This window comes from Corallococcus sp. BB11-1 (assembly GCF_026626625.1).
In the GTDB taxonomy this organism is placed as follows: domain Bacteria; phylum Myxococcota; class Myxococcia; order Myxococcales; family Myxococcaceae; genus Corallococcus; species Corallococcus soli.
The window spans coordinates 44473-69594 of the sequence record NZ_JAPNJY010000020.1; the positions used below are offsets into that span (position 1 = coordinate 44473).

General features: G+C 72.1%; 24 protein-coding genes. 12 read left to right on the forward strand and 12 right to left on the reverse strand.

Going from position 1 to position 25122, the window contains the following annotated elements; genetic code table 11:
• Position 1: 1 nt before the first annotated feature.
• On the reverse strand, positions 2–379 hold the full coding sequence (locus OV207_RS16310; protein WP_193428439.1) for a DUF1304 domain-containing protein: 378 nt from the start codon (positions 377–379) through the stop codon (positions 2–4).
• A gap of 91 nt (positions 380–470) precedes the next feature.
• Here OV207_RS16310 and OV207_RS16315 point away from each other — a divergent pair, with 91 nt between their 5' ends.
• Positions 471–1064, forward strand: a complete 594-nt coding sequence (locus OV207_RS16315; RefSeq protein ID WP_193428438.1) for a TetR/AcrR family transcriptional regulator — start codon at positions 471–473, stop codon at positions 1062–1064.
• A gap of 91 nt (positions 1065–1155) precedes the next feature.
• Positions 1156–2541 (forward strand): ATP-dependent RNA helicase DbpA, encoded by a 1386-nt coding sequence (gene dbpA, locus OV207_RS16320; RefSeq protein ID WP_267556159.1) that lies wholly within the window; start codon positions 1156–1158, stop codon positions 2539–2541.
• A 22-nt stretch (positions 2542–2563) separates the two neighbouring features.
• On the opposite strand, the gene OV207_RS16325 is transcribed toward dbpA, so the two are convergent.
• The 3 genes from OV207_RS16325 to OV207_RS16335 all read right to left on the reverse strand — a co-directional run bounded on the left by OV207_RS16325 (position 2564) and on the right by OV207_RS16335 (position 5280).
• The gene (locus tag OV207_RS16325) at positions 2564–3253 is read right to left on the reverse strand and encodes an abortive infection system antitoxin AbiGi family protein (protein WP_267556126.1); all 690 of its coding nucleotides are present in this window, start codon (positions 3251–3253) and stop codon (positions 2564–2566) included.
• Between the two features lie 140 nt (positions 3254–3393).
• Positions 3394–4689, reverse strand: a complete 1296-nt coding sequence (locus tag OV207_RS16330; protein WP_267556127.1) for an APC family permease — start codon at positions 4687–4689, stop codon at positions 3394–3396.
• Between the two features lie 57 nt (positions 4690–4746).
• Positions 4747–5280: a hypothetical protein gene (locus OV207_RS16335; protein ID WP_267556128.1), complete on the reverse strand. Its 534-nt coding sequence runs from the start codon at positions 5278–5280 to the stop codon at positions 4747–4749.
• 131 nt (positions 5281–5411) lie between these two features.
• On the opposite strand from OV207_RS16335, the gene OV207_RS16340 reads away from it, so the two are divergent.
• Positions 5412–6521 carry a hypothetical protein gene (locus tag OV207_RS16340; protein ID WP_267556129.1) on the forward strand — a complete coding sequence of 370 codons (1110 nt, stop codon included), beginning with the start codon at positions 5412–5414 and terminating at the stop codon, positions 6519–6521.
• A gap of 15 nt (positions 6522–6536) precedes the next feature.
• Here the strand turns inward: OV207_RS16340 and OV207_RS16345 are convergent, their stop codons facing one another.
• Entirely contained in the window at positions 6537–7592 is a 1056-nt protein-coding gene (locus tag OV207_RS16345) for a GNAT family N-acetyltransferase (protein WP_267556130.1), read from the reverse strand.
• 215 nt (positions 7593–7807) lie between these two features.
• A complete protein-coding gene (locus tag OV207_RS16350; protein ID WP_267556131.1) occupies positions 7808–8836 on the reverse strand; it encodes an endonuclease/exonuclease/phosphatase family protein in 1029 nt (342 codons plus the stop codon).
• A gap of 294 nt (positions 8837–9130) precedes the next feature.
• On the opposite strand from OV207_RS16350, the gene OV207_RS16355 reads away from it, so the two are divergent.
• On the forward strand, positions 9131–10657 hold the full coding sequence (locus tag OV207_RS16355; RefSeq protein WP_267556132.1) for a DUF4153 domain-containing protein: 1527 nt from the start codon (positions 9131–9133) through the stop codon (positions 10655–10657).
• Between the two features lie 25 nt (positions 10658–10682).
• Positions 10683–11567 (forward strand): EamA family transporter, encoded by an 885-nt coding sequence (locus tag OV207_RS16360; protein WP_193428430.1) that lies wholly within the window; start codon positions 10683–10685, stop codon positions 11565–11567.
• Positions 11568–11584: 17 nt separating this feature from the next.
• On the opposite strand, the gene OV207_RS16365 is transcribed toward OV207_RS16360, so the two are convergent.
• Positions 11585–12214 carry a TetR/AcrR family transcriptional regulator gene (locus OV207_RS16365; protein WP_267556133.1) on the reverse strand — a complete coding sequence of 210 codons (630 nt, stop codon included), beginning with the start codon at positions 12212–12214 and terminating at the stop codon, positions 11585–11587.
• A gap of 68 nt (positions 12215–12282) precedes the next feature.
• On the opposite strand from OV207_RS16365, the gene OV207_RS16370 reads away from it, so the two are divergent.
• Positions 12283–12711 carry a VOC family protein gene (locus OV207_RS16370; RefSeq protein ID WP_267556134.1) on the forward strand — a complete coding sequence of 143 codons (429 nt, stop codon included), beginning with the start codon at positions 12283–12285 and terminating at the stop codon, positions 12709–12711.
• Between the two features lie 14 nt (positions 12712–12725).
• On the opposite strand, the gene OV207_RS16375 is transcribed toward OV207_RS16370, so the two are convergent.
• From OV207_RS16375 to OV207_RS16385, 3 genes are all read right to left on the reverse strand, one after another.
• On the reverse strand, positions 12726–13196 hold the full coding sequence (locus OV207_RS16375; protein ID WP_267556135.1) for a hypothetical protein: 471 nt from the start codon (positions 13194–13196) through the stop codon (positions 12726–12728).
• Positions 13196–14386: a cysteine desulfurase-like protein gene (locus tag OV207_RS16380; RefSeq protein WP_267556136.1), complete on the reverse strand. Its 1191-nt coding sequence runs from the start codon at positions 14384–14386 to the stop codon at positions 13196–13198. Before OV207_RS16380 ends, OV207_RS16375 begins: the two co-directional genes overlap by 1 nt.
• A 184-nt stretch (positions 14387–14570) precedes the next feature.
• Positions 14571–15185, reverse strand: coding sequence for a CAP domain-containing protein (locus tag OV207_RS16385; RefSeq protein WP_193428425.1), 615 nt, complete (start codon positions 15183–15185; stop codon positions 14571–14573).
• Positions 15186–15346: 161 nt separating this feature from the next.
• On the opposite strand from OV207_RS16385, the gene OV207_RS16390 reads away from it, so the two are divergent.
• The 4 genes from OV207_RS16390 to OV207_RS16405 all read left to right on the forward strand — a co-directional run bounded on the left by OV207_RS16390 (position 15347) and on the right by OV207_RS16405 (position 18957).
• A complete protein-coding gene (locus OV207_RS16390; protein WP_267556137.1) occupies positions 15347–15811 on the forward strand; it encodes a putative toxin-antitoxin system toxin component, PIN family in 465 nt (154 codons plus the stop codon).
• 284 nt (positions 15812–16095) lie between these two features.
• Positions 16096–17331, forward strand: coding sequence for a LysM peptidoglycan-binding domain-containing protein (locus OV207_RS16395; protein WP_267556138.1), 1236 nt, complete (start codon positions 16096–16098; stop codon positions 17329–17331).
• Positions 17332–17346: 15 nt separating this feature from the next.
• A complete protein-coding gene (deoD, locus tag OV207_RS16400) occupies positions 17347–18060 on the forward strand; it encodes a purine-nucleoside phosphorylase (RefSeq protein WP_193428423.1) in 714 nt (237 codons plus the stop codon).
• Between the two features lie 9 nt (positions 18061–18069).
• A complete protein-coding gene (locus OV207_RS16405; protein ID WP_193428422.1) occupies positions 18070–18957 on the forward strand; it encodes an alpha-ketoglutarate-dependent dioxygenase AlkB in 888 nt (295 codons plus the stop codon).
• Between the two features lie 46 nt (positions 18958–19003).
• On the opposite strand, the gene OV207_RS16410 is transcribed toward OV207_RS16405, so the two are convergent.
• On the reverse strand, positions 19004–21565 hold the full coding sequence (locus tag OV207_RS16410) for an RIO1 family regulatory kinase/ATPase (protein WP_267556139.1): 2562 nt from the start codon (positions 21563–21565) through the stop codon (positions 19004–19006).
• 295 nt (positions 21566–21860) lie between these two features.
• Here OV207_RS16410 and OV207_RS16415 point away from each other — a divergent pair, with 295 nt between their 5' ends.
• Positions 21861–22592 carry a L,D-transpeptidase family protein gene (locus OV207_RS16415; RefSeq protein WP_193428420.1) on the forward strand — a complete coding sequence of 244 codons (732 nt, stop codon included), beginning with the start codon at positions 21861–21863 and terminating at the stop codon, positions 22590–22592.
• A gap of 48 nt (positions 22593–22640) precedes the next feature.
• Entirely contained in the window at positions 22641–24140 is a 1500-nt protein-coding gene (locus OV207_RS16420) for an amidase (RefSeq protein ID WP_267556140.1), read from the forward strand.
• A 7-nt stretch (positions 24141–24147) separates the two neighbouring features.
• Here OV207_RS16420 and OV207_RS16425 read toward each other — a convergent pair whose 3' ends face one another.
• Entirely contained in the window at positions 24148–25062 is a 915-nt protein-coding gene (locus OV207_RS16425; RefSeq protein WP_267556141.1) for a TonB C-terminal domain-containing protein, read from the reverse strand.
• Positions 25063–25122: the final 60 nt, after the last annotated feature.

Genomic DNA, 25122 nt, shown 5'->3' on the forward strand with positions numbered 1-25122 from the left:
CTCAGGAGGCCACGAGCACGATGGCCAGCAGCGGCAGCAGTCCCTGGACGACGCTGGCCTTGAGGAACTTGCGGTTGCTCGACACCAGCACCAGCGCGGCCAGCAGCATGCACGCGCAGCCGAACACCACGGCCGCCACGCCGGACACGGCCGCCGGGGTGTGCACGAGCACCACGCCGACGAGCACGCCCAGCGCGAGGAACAGGTTGTAGAAGCCCTGGTTGAGCATGATGGGCTTCGCCACGTCCGCGTCCGACTGCGACTTCAGCCCGAAGCGCCTCCACACCTTCGGTCGCGAGAAGAGGACGCTCTCCATCACGAAGAACAGGACGTGGATGAGCGCTGCGATGACCGCGAAGACCTGTGCCAGTGGCGACATGATGACTCCCCCTCCGGGGTGGGCTATTCTGTACCAGTCAGTTCCGAATATATATTGAAACGGTCGGTCCAGAATTGTCAAGGAGGGTGACGTGGCGCGGACGCGTGCGTTCGATGAGACGGTGGCGGTGCGGGCGGCGCTGGGGGTGTTCTGGTCGCGGGGCTACGAGGCGACGTCGCTTTCGGACCTGGAGTCCGCGACGGGGCTGAACCGCTCCAGCCTGTACCAGGCGTTCGAGAGCAAGCGGGCGTTGTTCTCCCGGGCCATCACGCTGTACCTCCAGGAGGTCATCGCGCCCCGGCTGGTCGTCTTCGCCGCCGGCACGCCGGGCCTGGAGCAGGTGACGGCCTACTTCGAGTCGCTCGCGACGACGATGGGCACCGCGCCGCCGACGCTGACGCGGCGGGGCTGCCTGCTGGTGAATACGGCGACGGAGCTGGCCCCCCACGACGCCGAAGCGCACCGGGCGGTGGAGGACTACCGGGCCCTGTTGAGCGGGCACCTGACGCGGGCCCTGGAGGGCGCCGCCCGGGCGGGCGTGATGCCCCGGAAGGCGGTGGCCCGGCGCGTGGAGCTGCTGGTGGGGGCTGTCATCGGCGTGCTCGTCACGGCGCGGGTGGACCCGTCGGCCGCGGCGAAGCTGGCCCGGGCCGCGGCGAGCGAGGTGGCGGGCTGGGCGGAGTAGGGTGGGGCCGGGCTTGTCCGGCCCCTGAAGACTGCTACAAGGGCGCGCGTCACCCCCGAGGCGCCCCGTGCCTCCGTCCCCCGAGGCCCCGATGGACTTCTCCGCGCTCGCGCTGTCGCCCCCACTGCTCCAGGTGCTGGAGGAGCTGGAGTTCCGCACCGCCACCCCCATCCAGGCGCAGACCATCCCGGTGTTGCTCCAGGGCAAGGACCTGGTGGGCCAGGCGCGCACGGGCAGCGGGAAGACGGCGGCGTTCGCGCTGCCCATCCTCCAGAAGGTGAAGCTGACGCAGGACCGGCGGCTCCAGGCGCTGGTGCTCTGCCCGACGCGCGAGCTGTGCGCGCAGGTGGCCGGGGAGATCCGGCGCTTGGCGCGGCGGATGCCCGGCGTGCAGGTGCTGCCGTTGGCGGGCGGGTCGCCCATCAAGCCCCAGGTGGAGGCGCTGGAGAAGGGCGTGCACATCGGGGTGGGGACGCCCGGGCGCATCCTGGACCTGCTGGACCGCGAGGTGCTGGACCTGCGGCACCTGGCGACGGTGGTGCTGGATGAGGCGGACCGGATGCTGGACATGGGCTTCCGCGAGGACATGGAGCGCGTGCTCGGCGCGACGCCCACGAAGCGCCAGACGGTGCTGTTCTCCGCGACGTTCCCGGACGACATCGAGAAGCTGAGCCGCGCGTTCCAGAAGGACCCCGTGCGGGTGTCGCTGGCGCAGGAGGAGGCGGCGCCGGACATCCAGCAGGTGGCCTACGCGTGCCAGCCGGAGGAGAAGGTGGGGATGCTGCTGCGCATCCTGAAGCAGCACCAGCCGGCGTCCGCCATCGTGTTCTGCAACTTCAAGGCGGTGGTGGTGGAGCTGACGCGCGAGCTGGTGAAGGCGGGCGTGAGCGCGGACGGGCTGCAGGGGGACCTGGAGCAGTTCGACCGGGACCGGGTGATGGCGAAGTTCCGCAATCACAGCACGCGCGTGCTGGTGGCCACGGACGTGGCGGGCCGGGGCATCGACGTGGAGGCGCTGGACGCGGTGGTGAACTACGAAATGCCCCAGCAGCCGGAGGCGTACGTGCACCGCATCGGCCGCACGGGCCGCGCGGGCCTGCGCGGCCTGGCCATCTCGCTGGTGACGCGCTCGGACAGCCGGAAGGTGGAGGACATCGAGGCCACCACGGGCGTGAAGCTGGAGAAGGGGGACGTGGACGCGCTGGTGCCGGAGCACACGCCGGGCGTGTCGCTCATCTCCAACTGGGAGACGCTGTCCATCTCCGCCGGGCGCAAGGACAAGATGCGGCCGGGCGACATCCTGGGCGCGCTCACCGGGGAGGCGGGCGGGCTGGCCGCGACGGACGTGGGCAAGATTGAGATCCACGACCACCACGCCTTCGTCGCCGTCTCCAAGCGCGTGGTGAAGGTCGCCTTCCAGCGTTTGAGCGAAGGCCGCATCAAGGGCCGCAAGCAGCGGATTGAGCGGGTGAAGTAGCGCGCGGGGAGGGAGCTCCTGCCTATGCCGGCGCGCTCTTGCGCTCGGCCCGTGTCGCCGGGGTGCCTTCCGCGTGCTTCGCCAGCGCTTCGGCGATCTGCGCCTCCTTCCAGCCGGGGTCCAACACCGGGCAGAAGTAGCCGGGCCCCGCGCGCTCCCGCACCGCCCAGGCGAAGAAGTCCTGGGCCAGGGTGTGCACCTCTTCCGGCAGGAAGAGCGCCGCGACGTCGTACTCCGTGAAGCGCAGCAGGCCCGGCACGCGCCACTCCCGCTCCCAGTCGAAGCGGTAGTTGTAGGGCGCGTTGTGCGCGTCCCCCTGGATGTCCACGAAGGGCGTCACCGCCCACACCGGCTCCTTGTGCGGCTCCTTCGCGGACAGGGCCTGGTCCAACTGGTGCTTCAGCGCCAGGTGCGCCGGAGAGCCGTACTGCACGTACCAGACGGGGCCTCCTCCCTGCGACAGGATGAAGCTCTTGCGGAAGGCGATGCCGTACAGGCTCCGGCGCTGCACCAGCCGCCCCAACTGGTCGATGGGGATCTCGCTGAAGCACACCGAGCGGCTCCGGTCCGCCACCTTCGCCTCCCGCCGCGCGATGCCGAAGCCCTCCGCGCCCGGGATGAGCGTGCGCGCTCCCAGGATGCTCATCATGTTCTGGTAGGCGTCGTGGTACGGGGGCCCGGGCTTCGTGAAGTGCACCACGAAGTCGGACATGTCCCGCCACTGCGCATTCGCCTGATACCCGAGCATCGACCTGGAAACCCCCGGGGGAGTCTCCCGGCCCGGTCACCTCTTCGCAACCCGACTTGGCAGGTTGTCCCGGTGCCTGCCCGCCCCTCGTGCGGACAGCCTGCTCAGGCCTGGGGGCCGGGCGCCGGGACCCTCGGCCGCGACCGCCGCATGAGCGCGAGCCCCGCGAGCACCGCCAGCGCCGCGACCGCCGCCTCGCGCGCGCTCGCGCCGAAGGCCACCAGCGTCAGCCCCAGCGCCAGCGTGGGCACCGCGAGCAGCGCGTGCGCGGGCTTCAGGTTCCGCTCGCGCCGCAGCGACAACACCGCGAGCGCGGCGGCCGTGACACCGAACTGCATCAGCACCGCGATGGCGGACAGGGCGAAGAGCTCCGACAGGTCGCCCAGGTTCACGAACACCATCACCAGCACCCACGTCACGAAGAGCGCCCGCATGGGCACGCCCGACGTCGTCATCCGCTCCAGGCCGAACAGCGACCGATCACCGGAGGCCAGCGTGGACAGGTAGCGCGGCGTCGTCACCAGCATCCCCAGGCAGATGCCCAGCGCGGACACGCTGGTGCCCGCGTTCACGAAGCGCTCCAGCCCCGGGCCTCCCCAGACGCCCGCCGCCTGCACCAGCGGCGCGGTCGCCTGCGCCAGGCCCGGCAGCGCCGCCACGCACGCCCACGTCAGCCCCACGTACAGCAGCATCGCCACCAGCAGCGAACCCACCGTGGCCAGCGGCACCGTGCGCTCCGGTGAGCGCACCTGCCCGGCGATGACCGGCACGATTTCGAACCCCTGGAAGGCGAACATCACCGCGAGCCCCGCCTTCAGCCACGATCCTCCCGTGGCGGGCAGCGGCGCCGGCAGCTCCGCGGCGGAGGGCAGGAAGAAGAAGGCCCCCAGCAGCGCCACCAGGGGCACCAGCTTGAGCACCGTGAGCGCCGTCCACGTCCTCGCGGACACGCGCATGCCGGTGGCCACCAGCGCCGCGAGCCCCGTCACCAGCGCGGAGGCCAGGAGGCGCTCGCCCAACGGCCCCGCCAGCCCCAGCGACGGCGCCAGCGCCCGCGCCAGCCCCGCGTTCACCGCGGACGCGCTCAGGAAGGCGCTGACGTAGGCCACCCAGCCGACGAGGAAGGACGCCCGCTCGCCGAACGCCGCGCGCGCGAAGACGACGGGCCCACCGTCCGCGTCGAACCTCCTGCCGAGCACCGCGAACGCGAGCGCCACCGGCACCAGCGCCAGGCCCGTCACCGCGAAGGCCCACACCGCGCCCATGCCGGGGGCCTGCGCCGCGACCTCCGCGGGCGCGAAGAAGATGCCGACGCCCACGATGCCGTTGACGCCCAGGGCCAGCAGTTGGAAGGGACCGACGGTGCGTCTGGGGTCGGCGCCAGCGGGGAGGGTGGGCACGGCCCGCAGTTCACTACACCCGGACGTCCGGCACCATGGGTGCCCCGGCCCTCGGGCTCACGGATGGGACAGGAGCAGGCTGAGCGCGGCCATGCGCCCGGACGCGGAGCCCTGGCCCAGCGTCTCCGGGATGGCGAGGTGCACGTCGTCCTCGCGCTGGTCGCCGCAGGCCCGCGTGCCGCTGTAGTGCTTGCGGTCACGCTCGATGATGAGGTTGTAGCCGCACGGCCCCACGGAGCCCGTCAGCTCCGACGGGCTGAGCGTCAGCGACGAGGGCTGGCCCGCGAAGTTCCCGGACACCTCCACCACGTCCGGGCGTTCGCGCACGGAGAGGTCCACCGGGGCCTTGCCCACCGTGCCCTGGATGCGCTGCTCCGACAGCTTCAGGTCCACGGGGCGCTGGAAGGCCTGTCCGCGCAGCGCGTCGTCCGTCATCCGCAAGCGCAGTTCGGGGCCCTGGAGGCCCTGCGCATCGACGCTCGCGCGCACGGTCGTCCTGGGGGTCTGGAGCTCCACGACATCATCCGTCTTCGCGACGGCGGATCCGCCCGCGAGCAGGGCGGCGACGGTGAGGATGCAGGCGGTCTTCATGCTCCAAAGCTGGGGCGCCGGGCCGCGCGTCACCAGGGCCGCGACCCGGTCGCCTGGTGGGCGACGTCCGGACGGGGCGGTCCCTCTGCTCCGCCCCGGTGGGGTGGGCACGCCGTGATATCGGTGCGAGCGTGTCCCGCACGCGCCTGCTGGCCCTCCTCCTCGCGGTGGTCGCCCTCCTGGTCGCCGCCTGGCAGCGCTCCCGGGCCGTCGAGCTCCTGTCGCAGGACTACGACGAGGCGACCTACCTGCCCATCGCCTACACCTACGCGGGGATGCTCGACCAGGGGCGCTGGCGCGACGTGGGTGAGCTGCGGGAGAACTTCGAACACCCGCCGCTGGTGAAGCTGCTCTTCGCGCAGGCCGTGCGGGCGACGAACGCCCCCGAACCCGACTGGTCGAGCGTGCCCATGGGCCAGCCCCTGCCGGACGCCGCGCGGCCCGCGTTCCGCGCGACGCGGCGCCTGTCCGCGGTGGCCGGGGTGCTCCAGGTGGGCCTGCTCGCGACCGTGAACCCCCTGGGCGCGCTCCTGCTGGCGTGGGATCCGTACCACGCGAAATACACCTCCCATGCGTACCTGGAGGCGGTGCCCGGGCTGCTCGCGACGCTCGCACTGCTGGCCTTCGAGCGCGCACGGCGGGGCGCCGGGGGCTTCGCGCCCGGGTGGCTCGCGGCGTCCGGCGCGCTGCTCGGCTTCGCGGCGGCGGGGAAGTACCCGTACGGGTTGGTGGGCGGGCTCACGTTCCTGCCGTTCCTGGTGATGGGCGCGCGGGCCCGCTGGCGCGTGTGGGCCACGTTCGCCGTGCCCACGGTGGCGGTGTTCTTCCTCGCGAACCCCGCGCTGTGGTCCTCGCCCTTCGCGTCGCTGTGGGAGTCCGTCACGTTCCACTGGGACTACTCGCACGGCGAGCACGTCCGGACGAGCGCGCTGCCGTGGTACCAGCCGCTCGCGTTCCTGGTGGACCCCTCGCTGGCGCGGTCGCGGGAGGGGCTCTACCTCACGGCCTTCAACGCGTTCGCGCTGCTGCCGCTGGCGGGGGTGGGCATGCCCCGGGCGTGGCGCGAGCGGCCCGTGTGGGCGGTGGGCGCGGTCGTGGGGCTCGCGTTCCTGCTGGTGTGGAGCACCAAGTGGCCGCAGTACCTGCTGCTCGTCCTGCCCGCGCTGTGCGTCTGCGCGGGCCTGGGCGCGCGGACGCTGTGCGGCTGGGGCGCGCGGCTCGTGCACCGGGCCCGTGCCTGACGGGCCCGAGCGGCTTCAGCACAGGTGCGTGAACACGTTCGGTGTCGCGGGGAGGTGCAGGTTCGCGCCCGGCAGCAGGCACGTCTGCTTCGCGCCCCCGGGCAGGGGCCACCACCCGGAGCGCAGCATCCCGCTGGCCGGCAGGCTGGGGCTTCGCAGCATCCCGGCGCAGGCCACGCCCCGGCGCTCCATGTCCTGCATCGCGCACTGGAGCAGCCGCTGCCGGTCGTGGGAGGACACCGAGTCCTCGAAGGCCACCAGGTCCACGACCTCCGAGAGGACGGTGTGGGTCCCCTGGCCCGTCAGCTCCAGGCTGTGGGTGTTCACGAAGCCCCGCACCTCGCCTTCCTGCTCCAGCACGAAGGTGCGCGGCACGTCGCGGTACTGGAGCTGATGCGCCAGACGTTCGGACGTGTAGGTGAAGCCCAGGTTCACCGGCTCCAGCATCCGCCGCACCAGGGTCATGCAGCGTGGCAGGTCGTTGGGGTGGTAGGGCCGGACGCCGCGCGTGTCCGCCTCCCGGAAGCCATGCCGGAGGAAGGGCCGCGCGCAGGTGAGCACGTTGCGCTGGGTGCCGGTGAACGCCCCCCGGGCCAGCGCGCGCGCGTCAAAGACATACACCCAGAAGCCCAGCCCGTTGACGCGGTGCTTGTTCCAGGCCCCCTTCCAGAAGCCGGTCTGCTTCGCGTCCGTCGTCACGCAGCCCAGGGACACCCGGGCCCCACGCTCGCGGTGGCGGTTCCACAGCTCCCGCGCCAGCTTCCCTCCAATGCCCTCGCCCCGGTGGGAGCAGGCGACGGTCGCCCGGCTCCCGTGGGTGCCGGCCACCTCCTCGGTGCCCAGGCGGATGCGGGCGGGCTCCGCGAACAGCGTCCCCACCAGCGTCCCCTTGTCGTACGCCGCCAGCAGGTAGTCGCGAGGGGCGCGGCCGTCCTGGAAGAGCCGCCAGTCCATGATGCGCGAATCCCAGACGGGCAGCGGGGCGGACTTCCCGTAGCTGGACTGCCAGACGCGGTTGATGAACCAGGACGCCTCCGCGGCGTCGCCCTCGAAGGTGCGCACCTCAATCATGGTGCGCCTCCTCGCGGTGGAGCGGGTTGGGCGGGGAACACCAGACCCCGATGCGCCGCGGTTGCTGCGACCTGTGCCCTGGCATGGAGTTCATGACAGGGAAGTTAGGGAGGGCTGGCGTGCAGGTAAGCGGTCCCCGGGGGCAGGGGGCAGGGCCGACAATGTTCAGTCCACCGCGTCCCCTGCGTGCGCGGCGGGGCGCAACCCCCCTTGTGTCAGGGAGTGTTCAGCGCGGGCCCCAGGTGGAAGTCCGCCATCACCGCGCCGTGGTCGGAGCCGCCGTAGCCGTTGCCCTCGCGCGCCACGCGGAAGGAGCCCGGGACATAGGTGCCGCCCGCGGGCGCGAGGTACAGGTGGTCGATGGCCTGACGCTGGTTGGAATAGACATACGTCCAGGTCTCGGAGGTGGGCCGGTCGCTGGAGACGCGCAGCAGGGCGCCGTCCTTCTCCATCGCGTCGAGGGCCTCGGAGCCGGGGACGTCGTTGAGGTCGCCGCCGAGCACCACCAGCGCGTCGGGGAACTCCTTCGCCGCGTCCGTGACGATCTCCCGCGACGCGGTGGCCTCCGCGATGCGGCGGCCCGGATCGTCGTCCACCTTGGACCGGAAGTGCGCGGCGAAGACGATGGCCCGCGCGCCATTCACTTCCAGGTGCACTTCGAGCAGCTCCCGCGAGAAGCGCGTGGCGGAGCCATCCGGGCGGTAGATGTACCGGGCGCGGTGACGGCGCACGTCGGTGATGGGGTACTTGGAGAGGACCCCCACGTCCACCGAGGCCGCGGTGTGGGTCTCCCCCAGCTCCGCGTAGCCGAACCCCGGCGCGCGCTTCTGGAGCTCCGTCAGGCCCGCCTGGGTTTCAATCTCCTCCAGCAGCACTACGTCCGCGTTGAGCGCGGAGATGGCCCGGGCCAGGCGCTCCGACTGCTGCTCGAACTCCGCCTGCGTGGGGAGCTCCTCGTAGTTGGAGCCGCCGCACGCGCCCGAAGCGCACTCGGTGTCGAAGAGGCGGTGCACGTTGTACGCGGCGATGCGCACGCGGCCCGCGGAGCCCTCCGGGGGCGCCGTGCCGCTGTCGGGCAGGCAGGCGCTGGTGACACAGGGGCCCGCGTCTGGCGTCGGCGGGTTCTGCGCGGGACGGCCATCACACCCCGCCAATGCGAGGAGCAGGCCGCCCAGGGCGAGGTTGGAGCGGAGCGCCCCCCGGAGGAAGCGGGGGCGGAAGGGGAGCCGCGGGGAGGGTGACATCGGGGCGGCAACCTATCACCGCCGCTCCTCGCCCCACCGGGGGGACCGGGCCCGAATCGTCCAACGCAGCGCGGCTGGCCCGCCCCCTGGGACCGGCGGTCCGTGCCGCGGCGGACGCACGGCTTCAGGGGCTCCGCGCCGACCGGCCACGGGAGGACTGGCGCCGCTCGCGGTGCGTCCCCGACCGCTCGTCCCCGAGCCCACCAGCCGGGCCGCCGTGCGTGTGCATGCTGTCTTCATTCCGAGCCGCCGCACGCGCTCCGAGGTCCCACCGCCATGACCCCGTCCCTTCCCATGTCACCCCTTCCTCCTCCGGTGGCCGTCGCCGCTCCGGGCCCGGCCCGCTCGTCGCGGCCCTGGGTGCGCGCCCCGCGTCCCATGCTGCTCGCGTCCCTGTCGCTGGGGGGGCTCGCGGTGGTCCTGTTGGACCGGGCGCGCTGGGGCCTGGGCTTCCCGGTGCTGGTGGCGGCCCTGCTGGGCGCGCTCGCGTGGCTGGGCGGGCGCGAGGGCTGGCAGCGCGCGCGGCCCAATGCGTGGCTGCTGGCGCCCCTGTGCCTCGTGGCGGGCTTCGTGGCGGTGCGTGACAGCGCGTGGCTGCTGACGCTCAACGTCCTGACGTCGGGGGTGCTCCTGATGTTGCTCGCGCACTTCTGGGCGGGGGGCCGGGTGGAGCGGCTGGGGCTCACCGACTATCCCGCCGTCGTGCTGGGCGCCGCGCTCCAGTCCCTGCGCTATCCGCCGGCGCTGGCGCGGGACAGCCTGGACGTGCGCGGCCTGCAGGGCCATGGGCCCCGGCTGCTCTCGCTGGGCCGCGGCCTGCTGCTGACGCTGCCGGTGCTGCTGCTGTTCAGCATGCTGCTGTTCACGGCGGACGGGGTCTTCTCCCTGGCCATGGACCGGGCGCTGTCGTTCGACCTGGGGCTGGACGTGCTGGTGCGGTGGGGGGTGGGCGCGGTGTTCAGCGCGTGCGTGGCGGCCGGCGTGCTGGGGCATGCGCTGCGCCGCCGCGACGCGAAGGAGCGGGGCGTGGAGGAGGCGGCGCCCGCCACGCCGCGCCTGGGCCTCATCGAGGCGATGACGCTCGTCCTCGCCGTGGACGCGCTGTTCTTCGTCTTCGCGGCCTTCCAGGTGTCGTACCTGTTCATCAGCGAGACGACGGCGATTGGGCGGGGCTACACCGTCGCGGAGTTCGCGCGGCATGGCTTCTTCGAGCTGGTGGTCGTGTCCCTGCTGACGCTGGCGCTGGTGATGGCCCTGACGCGCTGGACGCGGCGCGAGTCGCCCGTGGGCCAGGCGGTGTTCCGCGTGGGCACGTCGCTGATGGTGGGGCTCACGCTGGTCATCCTCGCGTCGGCGATGCGGCGCCTGTCGCTCTACGAGGACGCCTACGGCTACACGCTGCTGCGCGTCTACACGCACGTCTTCATGTTCGGGCTGGGGGCGGCGCTGGTCTGGCGCGCGGTGACGCTGTGGTGGCGGACGGAGCGCTTCGCGGTGGGCGCGCTCGTCACGGCGCTGGGCGCGGTGGTGGCGCTCAACGTCCTCAACCCGGAGGACTTCATCGCCCGGCACAACCTGGCGCGGCACGCGCGCACCGGGTCGCTGGACGTGGAGCTGCTGTCCCGGCTGTCCGCGGACGCGGTGCCCGCGCTGATGCCGGCGCTCGGCGTCCTCTCCCAGGCGGAGGCGGAGCTCCTGCTGAGCCAGCATCTGGACACGCTGTCCCAGCGGGACACGGTTCCCGAGTGGAACTTCTCCCGCTTCATGGCCCGCCGCAGGCTCCTCCAGGCCGGGCCCTGGCGCGAGCCTGTGAATCCCTGACGCGGGGTGGTTAGAGTCCGGCGCCATGACCGAAGCCGCCGGACGCCGTGCCCCGCTGTTGTCCCCGATTCCCGCGGTCCTCATCGCCGTGGTGAGCGTGCAGGGTGGGGCGGCGCTCGCGAAGGGGCTCTTCCCGGCGGTGGGCGCGGCGGGCGCGGCGGGGCTGCGGCTGATGTTGGCGTCGGTGATGCTGCTGGCCTTCTTCCGGCCGCCCCTGCTGCGCTACAGCCGGGCGCAGTGGGCGGCCATCATCCCGTACGGCCTGGCGCTGGGGGTGATGAACCTCACCTATTACCTGTCCATCGCGCGCATCCCGCTGGGGCTCGCGGTGACGCTGGAGTTCGTGGGGCCGTTCGCGCTCGCGGTGGTGGGGTCGCGCAAGGCGCTGGACTTCTTGTGGGTGGCCCTCGCCGCGACGGGCATCGTGCTCATCACCCCCTGGACCTCGCGGCCCGGTGGGTTGGATCCGCTGGGCGTGGTGCTGGCGCTGACGGCGGGCGCGTGCTGGGCCGTGTACATCCTGGTGGGCGGCCGGCTGTCGAGGCTCGTGCCGGAAGGGGAGGGGGTGGCGGCGGGCATGGTGGTGGCGACGCTGACGGTGCTGCCCTTCACCCTGGTGAGCGGCCACCTGGAGCGGCTGACCCCGGCCCTGTTCGCGGCCAGCGTGGGCGTGGCGCTGCTGTCCAGCGCGCTGCCATACACACTGGAGATGGCGGCCCTGGGCCAGTTGTCCAGCCGCGCCTTCGGCATCCTGATGAGCCTGGAGCCCGGGGTGGCCACGGTGGCGGGCTGGGTGTTCCTGCGCGAACAGCTCACGCCGCTGCAATGGCTGGCGGTCGCGCTGGTGAGCGTGGCTTCGGCGGGAGCGACGCTGACAGCGAAGCGTCCACCCCCGCCCATCGAGGCGTGAGGCTTCAAGGCTCCACGTCAGCGGCGCCGGGCCGGGCGCGCGGGTGACGGCCCGGGCGGTGGCGTGGCGAGCCCGTCGAGGAGGGCCTTGAGCACGACGCGCCACTCCGCTGGATCCGCGCCCCCCTCAATGGCAAGCGCCGCCCGGTCGTAGGCCGCGCCCAGCAACTGGGCGGTGGCGTCGAGCGGCAGCGCGCGAAGGGCGCTCACGCGCATGGCGGCGGCCACGCCCTCGCGCAGCGTCCGTCCTCCGTGCAACGCGTCGATGGCGTCCAGCTCCCGACGTCCGAGCACGGCCGGTGCGTCGATGAGGAGCAGGCGCGTGCGGCCGGGGCTCGCCATCGCCGCGAGGAAGGCCTCGCCGCCCTGGACCAGCGCGTCGATGGGCGGGAGATCCTCCGGCGCCGCGCGTTCAATCTCCTCCGCGACGGCCTGGGACTCCGCTTCCACCACGGCCCGGAAGAGCGCCTGCTTGTCCGCGAAGTGGTGGTACAGCGCGCCCCTCGTCACCTCGGCTGCCGCGACGAGTTCGGGCGTCCCCGTCCCCGCGTACGAGTGCTCGATGAAGAGCCTGCGCGCGGCTTCGAGCAGCGCCGTGCGCGTCGTCTCCGAGCGTTCCTTGTTGGTGCGGCGTCCACCGTCTTGCATGCATACAGTCTGTATGTTACCTGTGATGCATACAGCCTGTATGTTTCTTGGATGGAGAGGAAAGACCCATGAAAACGACCAGTTACTACCCGGTCCTGATGACGAACGAGGTCGCCAGGACCGCCGCCTTCTACGTCTCCCACTTCCGCTTCCGAGCGCTCTTCGAGGCGGACTGGTACGTCCACCTCCAGTCGACCGAGGACGAGCGGGTGAACCTGGCCATCCTCGATGGGCGCCACCCCACGGTGCCGGAGGTGGCCCGGGGGCGGCAGGTGTCGGGTGTCCTCCTGAACTTCGAGGTGGAGGATCCGGATGCCGAATACGCCCGGGTAAAGGCGGCGGGGCTGCCCATCCTGTTGGAGCTGCGTGACGAGGACTTCGGGCAACGTCACTTCATCACGGCGGATCCGAACGGCGTGCTCATCGACATCATCAAGCCCATCCCGCCGTCGGCCGACTATCAGGCGCAATACGCGGAGACGGCGACGCCGAAGTAGGTGGCTCGCTGGCGTCAGTCGTGGACGACGAGGTCGAACCGGCAGCGCCGGGCCATCAGGTCCAGCAGGTCATCCAGGGGGGCGTTCAGCCGGTGTCTGTAGAGGTCCAGCCCAAGCAGGGACTGGTCCGGCTTCCGTTGATCGGACGCATCCAGCATGGGGTGCAGCCGGGTCGTGAGCCACGCCCGGGTCCAGCGTCCTTCAATTCGTTGCACGAGGGGACGCCGGTCCCGCACGACCAGCTCCACCCAGAGGTGGCCCGCCGTGGCGAGGGTGGAGCGAAAGTCCTTCATCAGGTGGCTGACCGCGTAGGTCTTCTCGCGCCAGCCGTCGGGGTGCCGCTCCATGGCGGGTGTCAGGCCAATGAACTCCAATTCCTCCCACGCGATGGGGATGGGTTGGAGGAACAGGGGGCGCAGCACGACGCCCGCCTCATCGAAGTCCACGCGCAGCGGCAGGCCGCGATGGGTGAGCGCCGTCGGCATCAGGGCAGCGAATCCAATCCCGCCATCAACCGGTCCACGTCCGCCTGCGTGTTGTAGTGCAGCAGCGAGGCCCGCACGGCGCCGTCGGGCATGAGGCCCAGCGCCTCCGCCGCGAGCGTGGCGTAGTAGTGCCCCGCCGCCACGCCCACGTCCTGTGCGGCCAGGTGCTCCGCCACCGCGCGCGGAGAAACGCCGGGCACGTTGAAGCAGAAGGTGGCCACGCGCCCCGTGGGCTCCTTCGGTCCGTAGAGCGTCACGCGGGGATGCCGGGACAGCCGCTCCAGGGTGCTCTCCAGCAGCGGCCGCTCCAACTCCTCGATGCGCTGGAAGGCACGCACCAGCCCTTCGCGCCCCGGCTGTCCTCCGCCCAGCTCCTCGCGAAGGTAGCGCAGGGAACCCAGCCATCCGGCCCACCCTTCATGGTTGGTGGTGCCCGGTTCAAACTTCTGCGGACTGTCCTCCGGGATGAACCACAGCTTGTCCGCCGGCAGCCCCGCGAGCAGCTCCCGCCGCACATACAGACAGCCCAGGTGCGGACCGAAGACCTTGTAGGGAGAGAACACCGCGAAGTCCGCACCCCAGGCCTTCACGTCCGGCAGGTGGTGCGGACTGGAGTGCACCGCGTCCACGAACACCCACGCGCCCACGCTGTGCGCCATCTCCGCCGCGGCGGCCACATCCGGCGTTGCCCCCACGGAGTTGGCGGCCGCTGTCACCGCGACCAGCCGCGTGCGAGGGGTGACGAGCGCCCGCAGGTCCGACGCCTCCAGCCGGCCTTCAGGCCAGCGCGCGCGCCAGGTCTTCACCTTCACGCCCTGCGCCTCCAGGGCCCGCCACGGGGCCGCGTTGGATTCGTGCTCCAGCTCGGAGATGACGACCTCGTCCCCCGGCTTGAAGAGACGCGACAGGGCCCGGCCCACCAGGAAGGTGAACGCGGTGGCGCTGGGGCCGAGCATGACCTCCTCGGGCTGACAGTGGAGGAACTCCGCCGTCTCCGCTCGCGCGCGGGCCTTGAGCGTGGTGGCCACCTTCGACGCGGCGTAGGGCTGGCCCACGTTGCAGCTCCCCGTGGTGAGGAACTGGCTGATGGCGTCGATGCAGTGCGAGGGCACCTGCGCCCCGGCGGCGTTGTCCAGGTAGCTGAAGCCGGACCGCAGGGCGGGGAATGACGATGCGAACGGGGAGTTCATGGGCCGCGAAGCATAGCCTTCCGCCCGGACGTTTCAGGAGCGGCTGACGGCCCTTCGGCGGCCGGCCTCCAGCCCTTCTACGCCTTCATGTCCGCGTGGCTGCCGCACCCCGCGAGCGCCACGCTGGATGGCGCCATGAGGAGCCGCCGCCCCTGAACGCGGGACGGCGGCCCGGTGCTGGTGACTACGGCGTGCCGAAGTCCTGCGTCCAGTAGGAGCGGTAGGTGCTGGACGGCCCGTTGAAGTAGCCGATGCCCACCTGCTTGAGCCCGCCATTCATGATGTTGTTGCAGTGGCCCGTGCTGGTCATCCAGCCGTTCACCACCGCCGCCGCGGTGCCGTAGCCCGCGGCGATGTTCTCCGCGGCCGAGCGGTAGGTGTAGCCGGCGGACGCCATGCGCTGCCACGGCGTGGTGCCGCCAGTGCCCGTGTGGCTGAAGAAGTTGTTGGTGCCCATGTCCTTGGAGTGCTTGCGCGACGCACAGCGCAGCTTCGTGTCGAGCGTGAGCGCCGCCACCGCCGGCTTCGCCACGCCGCCACAGGTGGCCCCCGCCGCGCGGCGCTGGTTGATGAGCGTCAGCACTTCGTTCTCCAGCGCCACCCACGCCGGGTCCCACGTCGTCACGTCATCGCAGTACGCGGCGCTCGCGGTCACCCCTTCGCTGGCAACCTCTGACTGGACGGGCGGCACGACGACGCCCTCGCCGACGGGCTCAGGGAGCTGCTCACCACCGCAGCCACCCAGCAGGGCGGCCGCGCTCAACAACGTCAGACACAGCGAACGGGGGGAGGCGTTCATGGACAGACCTTTCACCGGCAGGAACCGGCGGGGGAGGGGAACGACAGGAAACATCTTTGTCCTTTATTCCAGGTTTTCGCCATGAACGCGCCGTGTATTGTGATTGACTGCTCGGCGAGCGTGTTGAATTGGCGGCGCTGCTGGCGGAAAGTTCTGCTTCCGTGAGCACTCCTTCCGCTGGGCCTGATGTTCGTTCGGTGGTGCTGGACACCAACGTGGTGCTGGACCTGTTCGTCTACGACGACGCGTTCGCGCGACCGTTGAAGGAGGCGCTGCTCGCGGGGGCGCTGACGGCGTGGGTGGACCGGCACACGCTGCGGGAGCTGGAGCTGGTGCTGGCCTACCGTTCGTTCGCGCTGACGGCGGAGGCGCAGCAGGCGGTGCGCGAGCGGTATGGCGCGCTGACGCGGTGCTCGGAAGCAGGGGACGCGGTGGTGGAGCTGCCCGTGTGCCGGGACCGGGATGATCAGAAGTTCCTGGTGCTGGCCGCGCGCGTGGGGGCGGCGTGGCTGGTGAGCAAGGACAAGCGGGTGTTGTCCATGGGCGGTGGGCGGCGGCTGCCGTTCGACGTGCTGACGCCCCGGCGCGCTTCGCTGCTTCTGGAGAGTCCCGTTTCGCCTGGCTGAAGGGATTGGAGCAGGCAGGCAGGGGTGCGTACGCAGAGTCAAAATCGCGGTCGGCGCTTTGTGGAGTGGGCTTTCTCGGGCCATCCTTCGGCCCGGTGCGTTCCTCACTCCTGATCCTCCTGTGCTGCGTCGGCTGTGCCGCGCGTGTCGTCACCCCCGTTCCGGCGTCCGCCCCGGCTCCGACGCAGGCCGCGCCACCCGGCGAGGCTCCCTCGGCCCCGGCGCCCGCGCCCACCGGTGCGCAGGCTCCGGCCCCAGTCCCGGCGAAGGAGGGGACCCAGGTCGTGGCGCCCGCGAGCGTGTCCGCCGCGCCCACCGCGATGCCGTCCCCGGCGGAGGTCGCCGCCGTCGTCACCGACGCCGCGATGCGCGACAACCCGTGCCCCGTGGGGACGGAGGCCGAGGAGGAGGACGACGACGCTTCCGTGGCCACCGAGGACGAAGGCGTGAGCGAGGAGGGCGAGCTGCAGGCGCCGCTCGCGCCCGCCGCGCCCGCGGGGCCCCTGTACACGGCAGACCTGTCCGACGAGGCGCTGGCCGAGGCGTGGAAGAAGGACCCGGCCACGCTGGGCTCCATGTCCATTGGCTTCGTGGAGAGCGGCCGGCAGCTCAACAGCCACCGCGTCCCGGACGACAAGGACTGGATGGTGGTGTCGCCGGAGAGCGCCTGGGGCACCGAGGAGACCGTCAACTACGTGATGGCCGCCATCCGCGCGGTGCGTGAGCAGTACCCGAACGTGCCCCCGCTGCGCGTCAACCGGCTGTCCACCAAGGACGGCGGCTACATGCGTCCGCACAAGAGCCACCAGAACGGCCGGGACGTGGACCTGGGCTTCTACTACCCGACGGCGGAGCCGGTGCGGGAGCGCGAGCGCGAGCGCTACATCGACGTGGCCATGAACTGGGCGCTGGTGCGCTCGCTGGTGACGAACACCGACGTGCAGTTGATCCTCGTGGACAAGCGCGTCCAGAAGGTCCTGTACGACTACGCGCTGGGCATTGGCGAGGACAAGGCGTGGCTCGACTCGCTGTTCAACGCGGGCTTCAACTCCGTCATCAAGCACGCGCGCCGGCACCGCGACCACTTCCACGTCCGCTTCTTCAACGCGCGCGCGCAGGAGCTGGGCCGCCGGGTGGCGCCGCTGCTGGCGCTCCAGCCGGACCAGAACCTCATGATGTACCGGGTGCGCAACGGGGACACGCTGGGCGGCATCGCGCTGCGGCACAACTCCAGCGTGGTGGCCATCAAGAAGGCCAACCGGATGCGCAACACGTTCCTGAGCCTTGGCCGGCGGCTGGTGATTCCGCTCAAGGGGCCCTGCACGCACTGCCCCATTCCACCGCCCGTGCAGCTTCCGCCGCGCCGGCTGCCCCCGCAGACGCAGGCCCCCGCTTTGGTGAACACGGCGCCCGAGGCTTCAGGCAAGCTGCCCAACCCCTGTACTCCCGCCGCGCCGGCCCTCCCCACCCCGGTGGCGGGACCGACGGGCGCCCCGTCCGGTCTGTCGACCGCGCGCTGAAAGGCCTCACGCTCCATGGCAACTCCGCACATCTCCGCCTCCCCGGGTGACTTCGCCGAAGTGGTCCTCATGCCGGGAGACCCGCTGCGCGCCCGCTACATCTCCGAGCGCTTCCTGGAAGGGGCGCGCGCCGTGACGTCGGTGCGCAACATGCTGGGCTTCACCGGCACCTTCCGGGGCAAGCGGCTGTCGGTGATGGGGCACGGCATGGGCGTGCCCTCCATCTCCATCTACGCGACGGAGCTGGTGCGGACGTATGGCGCGCGCGTGCTCATCCGCGTGGGCAGCTGCGGGGCGCTGCGCACGGACGTGAAGCTGCGCGACGTCATCGTGGCGCTGGCCGCGGGCACCGACTCCAACGTGAACCGCATGCGGGCGATGGGCCACGACTTCCCGGCGGTGGCGGACTTCACGCTGGCGCGGCGCGCGGTGGAGGCGGCGGAGAAGCGCAACAAGCCCGTGCGCGTGGGGTCGGTGTTCACGTCGGACCTGTTCTACCACCCGCAGGAAGAGCTCAACGCGACGCTTGCGCGCATGGGCATCCTGGCGGTGGAGATGGAGATCGCCGGCCTGTACGGCGTGGCGGCGCAGTTCGGCGCGCGGGCGCTGGGCCTGCTCACGGTGTCGGACCACATCCTCACCAACGAGCACCTGTCCCCCGAGGACCGGCAGACGACGTTCGACGAGATGATCGAGCTGGCGCTCGACGTCGCCGTCTCCGAGGCATAAGGGACGCGCATGACCTTCACTCCCCGCAGGGGGCCGGGCTCGCCGCTGGCGCGCAAGGCGGCCCAGCGCACCCCCGGCCACCACTACAACGCGAGCTTCCTGGCGGCGGCGGACCGCGCGGAGATCCTCGGGTGGCTGGGCACGCTGCACCCGCTGTGGGAGGAGCGCTATTCGAAGCACTTCCCGCCGCCGGAGGGCCAGTCGCAGCGGCGGCTGTTGCGGCCGGTGTACTGGCTGGGCAACTGGCAGTTCGCGTGCCTGGACTACTACCGCCCGCCCAAGGGGGTGAAGGACCGCTGCGTGAAGGCGGAGCCCTTCCCGGCGGTGCTGGAGCGGCAGGTCGTGAAGGTGGAGGCGCTGGCGCGGCGGATGTTCCGGGGCCCCGACATGCCGCAGGGCTGGCACCTCAACACCTGCCTGGTGAACTTCTACGGCAGCCGGCTGGAGGACGGGCGCTGGGTGGACACGGCGCGCGTGGGTGAGCACAAGGACTTCGAGCCGGGCCCGGTGGCGTCGCTGTCGCTGGGCGAGCGCGCCCTCATCCAGTTCGTCACGTCGTCGCGGCCCGGCGAGCGCGACGGGGTGGTGCTGGAGCAGTGGTTGGATGACGGGTCGCTGCAGCTCTTCGGGGGGGCGCAGTGGAAGGAGCAGACGTTCCACCGGGTGCAGCGGGTGGACACGCGCGCCGGGCACGTCATGCCGCCGGAGCTGCCGGACTTCCGCACGCGGCGCATCAACCTGACGTTCCGCTACGTGCCGGACGCGCACGTGACGCCGTTCGCGGCGCTGGGCGCGGAGGCCCGCGAGGACGTGCGGCCGTACATGGCGACGCTCGCGAAGGGCAGCCGCTTCTTCCGCGAGGAGCTGGCGCGGGAGCCGGTGGCTCGGACGGAGTAGGCGAGGGCGGGGCGCTGAAGTGGGCGCCCCGCGCCGCCCGTCACCTTCAGGACGAGGACGACGAGCCCGTTTCGGGACCCCGGTTGGACGAAGCGGACGCGGGTGAGCGGCCCACGTAGCTGACCTGGGGAGAGGCGCCTCGCGCGGGACGTCCGGCGCCACGCTCCTGGGCCTGACGCGGCATCCGGGGCGCGTTGCCACGCCCTTCCCGGGGACCTGCCTCCGGGGCGCGTTCGTCCTGCCGCGGCGCGGCTTCCTGGCGGGGCTCCCGGTTCATCGCGGGGGCTTCGCCATCGCGCGCGCGCTGCCGGCGGTTGTCCGGGTTCTGGGCACGGCCGTTCCCGCCGCTTGGGGGCGGAGCGAAGGACGCGTCACCGGTCTCCGGGTTCTGAGGACGCTGACCCCGGGGCGGGCGACCCCCGTTGGCGCGCGGCTCGCCGTTCTGCGGGGGACGGCCGTTCATGCGCGGCTCGCCGTTCTGCGAGGGCTGTCCCTCACTCCGGGAGTCGCCATTCTGGGGTGCCCGGCCGTTCATGCGCGGCTCGCCGTTCTGCTGGCCGCCGTTTGAACGAGGCTCGCCCTGCTGCGGCCGGCCGTTCGAGCGCGGCTCGCCGTTCTGCTGGGTGCCGTTCGCCCGTGCTTCACCGTTCTGCGGGTGGCGACCGTTCGAACGCGGCGCGCCGTTCTGCTGTGGGCCGTTCGCCCGTGCTTCACCGCTCGGCGGATGGCGGCCGTTCGAGCGAGGCTCACCGTTCTGCTGCGAGCCGTTCGTCCGCGCCTCACCGCTCTGTGGATGGCGACCGTTCGAGCGCGGCTCATCGTTCTGCTGCGAGCCGTTCGTCCGTGCCTCACCGTTCTGCGGGTGGCGGCCATTCATGCGGGGCTCACCACCCTGCTGCGAGCCGTTCGTGTGGCCTTCGCCGCTCTGATGGTGGCGGCCGTTCATGCGCGGCTCACCGTTCTGCTGCGAGCCGTTGGTGTGACCTTCGCCGCTCTGGTGGTGGCGACCGTTCGAGCGCGGCTCGCCGTTCTGCTGCGGCCGCCCGTTGGCTCGGGCTTCACCATTCTGCTGCGGTCGGCCATTCATCCGGGCGTCGCCGTGCTGGGCACCGTTCGAGCGCGGCTCGCCGTTCTGCTGCCGGCCATTCGAGCGGGCATCACCATTCTGCTGGGCGCCGTTCGAGCGAGGCTCACCGTTCTGCGGCCGGCCATTCATGCGCGGCTCGCCGCTCTGCTGGGCACCGCCCATGCGCGCATCGCCGTGCGGCTGAGCCGGTGCGCCGTTCATGCGCGGCTCGCCGTTCTGCTGCCGGGGAGGTCGCCCATCGCGGCGCGGCTCGTTCGGGCCGCCTCGCGGGTTGCCATTGCGCGGCCCTCCGCCCTGCGGCGGCCGACCATTCATGCGCGCATCGCCCGATGCCGCCGGCGCTGCATTCGCGCCCTGAGCCACGGGGGCTCCGCCTCGCGGGCCTGCCTGCTGTGGCCGCCCGTTGTTCCCGCCGGGCCGGCCATTGCCGCCACCCTGCTGGGGCTTCGCCGCGGCGCCCTGCTGCGGCCCGGCGTTCCCGGGCCGGGGCGCGCTGCCCGTGCGCGGCGGCGGCTTGCCACCGAAGCCACCCCGACGGCGTCCATCGCGAGGGCTCGACGTGACGACCGGACGACCGCGCTCGCCGCCACCCTGGCGCAACACCAGCGCCTCCAGCGCGCGCAGCTCCGCCTCCTCCGCGCTCACGCCCTCCTCGAGGACCACCGGGGCCGCCACGGGCGCCGAGGCCGCGCGGAAGTCGCCGCGCCCCTCCTGCCCGAAGCGCTCCATCCGGGGGCCCGGCCGGCCCTGTGCGCCCTGGCGGCGCGGGGCCTCACGGAACGTGCCCGACGGCGTGAACTCCGGCGTCAGGTCGCGACGCACATACGCGTTCCAGATTTCGCCCGTGTCCCCCGCGCGGCTCGCCAGCCGGGGCGAGATGCCCGTCAGGAACTCCCGCACGTTGTCCAGGTCGCGGCGGAAGTAGAACTCCGCCTGGCTGTTGCGCGCCGCCGCCACCGTCTGCGGAAAGTCGATGAGCGTCGGCCCCATCCCGCTCATCAGGATGTTGTAGGGCGACAGGTCTCCGTGGATGAGGTCCGCGCACAAGGTGCGAATCACTTGGCCACGCAGGTCCAGGTAGCAGGCCTCGGCGTCCTCGGGGGTGAGGGGCGGGGCTTCCACCAGGCGGGGCGCCGGCTGGCCCTGCTCGTCCAGCACCAGCTCCATCAGGAGGATGCCTTCGTAGAACAACACGGGAGTGGGGACCCGCACGCCCTGGGCGTGCAGCTTGTACAGCGAGTCCGCCTCCGCGTTCTTCCACGCCTCTTCCGCGGCGGCCTGCCCGAAGCGGCTGCCCTTCTCCATGGCGCGGCGGGTGCGCGAGTTGCGCACCTCGCGGCCTTCCTTGTAGCCGGAGTTGTTGCGGAAGTTGCGCTCGTGGCGCTCCTTGTACAGCTTCGCGGCGACCACCTGGCCGGCGTGCTGGACAAGCCACACCTCTGCCTCCTTGCCCGTCTTCAGCTGGCCGATGACGGCGTCAATGATGCCGTCGGCGAGGAGGGTCTCGAGGGAGTCATTCATTCTTAGGCAAAAGGCCGGAACGGCACGGGGCGGGGAGCTTCAGTCGTAGCGCACACCGGCGGCCCCTGCTCGCCATGATGCACGTTGGAGATGAGAACACCGGGCAGGCCCTGATTTCCATCGCCGTCGCGCTGAACGCCATCCAGGAAACCCACGTACCGCTTGCTAGCAGCTTGGGGAGCAGGGGGCCAGGGGTGGGGCCCTCCCTGTAGCCTGTTCGCCTTCCGCCCCTGCCCATGGACCGGCTTGACGCCGGCCGGGGTCCAAGGAGCCCTCGGGAAGGAGGGGTTCGTCCATGAAGGTCCTGGTGGTGTGGGGTGTCCTGTTGGCCTCGCTGTGCGCGCACGCGAAGGACCGCGTCGCCGTGGCCCGGAAGCACCAGACGGCCGCCCTCGTCCAGGCGTTCCGGGACGCGGGGCTGTCCTGGCCGCCGGAGGAGCTCTACCTGCGGGCCTTCAAGGTGGAGCGCGAGCTGGAGGTCTGGGCCGGCCCCCGGGGCAAGCCGCTGGTGAAGGTGCGCACGTATCCCATCTGCGCCGCGTCCGGCGACGTGGGCCCCAAGCGCGCCATGGGCGACTCGCAGGTCCCGGAGGGCTTCTACACGGTGGACCTCTTCAACCCGTGGAGCGCCTACCACCTGTCGATGCGCGTGAGCTATCCGAACGCGCTCGACCGGAAGCTGGGCGCCGCGGAGCCGGGGGGCGACATCTACATCCACGGCAACTGTGTGAGCATCGGCTGCCTGGCGATGGAGGACGGGCCCATCGAGGCGCTGTACGTCCTGGTGTCCGAGGCTCGGGCCCGCATGGGGCGCGACGTGCCGGTGCACATCTTCCCCCGCAGGCTGGACGCGGCGGGGCTGGCGGCGCTGGACGCGGCGGTGGACGCCACGGATGCGCGGCGGGCCTTCTGGCGGGGCCTGGAGCCCGGCTACCGCTTCTTCGAGGAGCAGCGGCGCCCACCGCGCGTGAAGGTGGCCCCGAGCGCGACCGCCTACGTCGTGACCCCGGCCCTGCCTGCCAGGTAGTCCGGGAGCTGTTAGAAAGGGGGAGGTTGCCTGGGGGAGGGTATGCACATGAAGTCTTCCGTCACGCCGCAAGGGGCCGGGATTTCGGGTGGAGCGCCAGGGCTTGTTTCCCTCACGACGACGGAGCTGGCCGCTGCCCTCCGCGAGCGCCGCGTCAGTGCCGTGGAGGTGGTGGACGCCTTCCTGTCCCGGGCCCGCGAGCACAACCCCGCCCTCAACGCCGTGGTGACGTGGGATGAGGCCCGGGCCCGGGAGCGCGCCAAGGAGGCGGACGCGGCGCTCGCCCGTGGCGAGTCGTGGGGCCCGCTGCACGGCGTGCCCTTCACGATGAAGGACACGTTCAGCACCGCGGACGTGCGCACGACGTCCGGCCATCCGATGCTGGCGGAGTACGTGCCCGCCGAGGACGCCACCGTGGTGGCCCGGCTCAAGGCCGCGGGCGCCATCCTCCTGGGCAAGACGAACCTGCCGCCGTTCGCGGCGGACTACCAGACGCACGGGCCGCTGCTGGGGCGGGCCCACAACCCGCACGACCTGGCGCGCACGCCGGGCGGCTCCAGCGGTGGGGCGTCCGCGGCGGTCGCGGCGGGCCTCACCCCGTTCGACGTGGGCAGCGACATCGGCGGCTCCGTCCGGCTGCCGGCGCACTTCTGCGGCATCGTCAGCATCAAGCCCACGGAGCTGCGCGTCTCCAACGCGGGCCACATCCCCGACATGCCTGACGGGCCTCGCCACGTGCGCCACATGGCGTGCTCGGGGCCGCTGGCGCGCTCGGTGGCGGACCTGCGGCTCATCCTGTCCCTCATCGAAGGCGCGGACCTGCGCAACCCGGAGGTGCCGCCCGTCCCGCCGCTGGGGGCCGCGCTGCCCCGGGCGTTGAAGGGGCTGCGGCTGGCGTGGGTGGACACGCTGGGGCCGTTCCGCGCCGACCGCGAGACGCGACAGCTCTTCCAGCGCTTCGCCGACGCCGCCCGCGCGGAGGGGGTCGTCGTGGAGCAGACCGCGCCCGCGTCGCAGGACTTCGCGGACCTGCTGGAGGTGTGGGGCCTGCTGGAAGGGGGAATCGTGGGCGCGCCCCTGCCTCCGGAGCTGCGCGAGGGCTTCCGGAGCCCGTTCCGCGCGTTCCCGGACGACCTGCTGGCGAAGGCCATCCTGAAGGGCACGCACCTGGACCTGACGGGGATGGGGGAGACGCTGAGCCGGCGCGACGCGCACATCGTCAAGCTGGAGCGCTTCCTGTCCGGCTGGGACGCGTGGATGGTGCCGGTGTCGATGACCGCCGCCATCGAGCACACGCCGTTCGGGACCCCCGTGGACGTGGATGGCGTCCCCGGCAGCTACCTGGAGGTGCTGGGCGGGTTCACCAGCCTGTTCAACGCGACGGGCAACCCCGTGGTGGTCATCCCCCTGGGGCGCACGGCGTCGGGGCTGCCGGTGGGGGCGCAGCTCGTGGGGCGGCGGTGGGCGGACGGGGCGCTGCTCGACGTGGCGGAGGCGCTGCTGCCCCTGGGCGGCGGGGTGCGGTGGCCCCAGGCGTTCACGCCCTGAGCCCGGCTCAATAGACGCGCAGCAGGCGGGAGCGGCATTCGAAGTGCGGGTTGCGCACGTCGATGACGTAGACCTCACCGGTGGTCTCCTCGAACCCGCCGGCGAGCACGCCCACGGCGGCCGCGGCGGCGAGGTACGCGGTGTCCGTGCCCTTCATGTCGCGCAGCTTGCGCACGTAGACGACGCGGCCCTCCACGGCCCACAAGGTGCGGATGCCGTCCGGGTGCACGCCCATGGCGTCGTCGGGGGGCGGGGGCGTCTTGGCGAGCGCGGCGGGCACGGACTGGAGCACGTAGTCGTCGTAGGCGGGGTTGCCGCTGCGGCTCACGAGCTTCACCTCGCGCAGCGTGCCGTCGGGGCCCTGGAGCAGCTCCAGCGTGACGACCAGCTTCAGGGTGCTGACGCCGTGGGCGAAGGACTGGAGCTCGTCGCCGGCCTGGGAGAGGGCGCGCAGGCGGTCGAACTCGGGGTTGTTCCGGGCGCGCTGCGCGAGCAGCTCGCCCGGCTTGGGGGCCGCACGGGATGGGGGCACGGCGCCGGGAGAGCCCGTGGCGCCGAACTGACGGGCCTTGTCGGCCCAGGAGTACAGCAACTGCCGGGGCAGGCTGGGCATGTCGAAGAGCGGCGGTTCGTCCATCTGCCGCTCCAGCTTCGCGCGCAGCTTGCTGAAGTACGGGTGGATGCGGCCGGTCTCCACGCGGTCGCGCGCGCGGCGGTCATCGACGAAGCCCTGCACCCGCTCCGACACCCGCGCCTGTTCCTCGGCGGCGAGGGCCTGGGGCGACAGGCTTGGGTCGCCGGGCCGCAGCGTGCGGCCTCCGCCCCGTGAGTTCTCCGGCGTGGTGATGATCACCCCACCGCTCGAACCCGGAGGCGGCAGCAGGTTCGGGGGCAGGGGGCCCGGAGCCCGGGGCACGTCCATCGCGGGGCGATCCGAGCCGGGGGATGGCTCCCGCGCCACTGCGTCGGGTTCGGGCGTGCG

Coding starts and splice junctions, on each gene's coding strand:
- OV207_RS16310 (WP_193428439.1), bottom strand. CDS start 379: ATGTCGCCACTGGCACAGGTCTTCGCGGTCATCGCAGCGCTCATCCAC.
- dbpA (WP_267556159.1), top strand. CDS start 1,156: ATGGACTTCTCCGCGCTCGCGCTGTCGCCCCCACTGCTCCAGGTGCTG.
- OV207_RS16325 (WP_267556126.1), bottom strand. CDS start 3,253: ATGTCCGACTTCGTGGTGCACTTCACGAAGCCCGGGCCCCCGTACCAC.
- OV207_RS16335 (WP_267556128.1), bottom strand. CDS start 5,280: ATGAAGACCGCCTGCATCCTCACCGTCGCCGCCCTGCTCGCGGGCGGA.
- OV207_RS16345 (WP_267556130.1), bottom strand. CDS start 7,592: ATGATTGAGGTGCGCACCTTCGAGGGCGACGCCGCGGAGGCGTCCTGG.
- OV207_RS16350 (WP_267556131.1), bottom strand. CDS start 8,836: ATGTCACCCTCCCCGCGGCTCCCCTTCCGCCCCCGCTTCCTCCGGGGG.
- OV207_RS16355 (WP_267556132.1), top strand. CDS start 9,131: ATGTCACCCCTTCCTCCTCCGGTGGCCGTCGCCGCTCCGGGCCCGGCC.
- OV207_RS16360 (WP_193428430.1), top strand. CDS start 10,683: ATGACCGAAGCCGCCGGACGCCGTGCCCCGCTGTTGTCCCCGATTCCC.
- OV207_RS16365 (WP_267556133.1), bottom strand. CDS start 12,214: ATGCAAGACGGTGGACGCCGCACCAACAAGGAACGCTCGGAGACGACG.
- OV207_RS16370 (WP_267556134.1), top strand. CDS start 12,283: ATGAAAACGACCAGTTACTACCCGGTCCTGATGACGAACGAGGTCGCC.
- OV207_RS16375 (WP_267556135.1), bottom strand. CDS start 13,196: ATGCCGACGGCGCTCACCCATCGCGGCCTGCCGCTGCGCGTGGACTTC.
- OV207_RS16380 (WP_267556136.1), bottom strand. CDS start 14,386: ATGAACTCCCCGTTCGCATCGTCATTCCCCGCCCTGCGGTCCGGCTTC.
- OV207_RS16385 (WP_193428425.1), bottom strand. CDS start 15,185: ATGAACGCCTCCCCCCGTTCGCTGTGTCTGACGTTGTTGAGCGCGGCC.
- deoD (WP_193428423.1), top strand. CDS start 17,347: ATGGCAACTCCGCACATCTCCGCCTCCCCGGGTGACTTCGCCGAAGTG.
- OV207_RS16405 (WP_193428422.1), top strand. CDS start 18,070: ATGACCTTCACTCCCCGCAGGGGGCCGGGCTCGCCGCTGGCGCGCAAG.
- OV207_RS16410 (WP_267556139.1), bottom strand. CDS start 21,565: ATGAATGACTCCCTCGAGACCCTCCTCGCCGACGGCATCATTGACGCC.
- OV207_RS16415 (WP_193428420.1), top strand. CDS start 21,861: ATGAAGGTCCTGGTGGTGTGGGGTGTCCTGTTGGCCTCGCTGTGCGCG.
- OV207_RS16420 (WP_267556140.1), top strand. CDS start 22,641: ATGAAGTCTTCCGTCACGCCGCAAGGGGCCGGGATTTCGGGTGGAGCG.
- OV207_RS16425 (WP_267556141.1), bottom strand. CDS start 25,062: ATGGACGTGCCCCGGGCTCCGGGCCCCCTGCCCCCGAACCTGCTGCCG.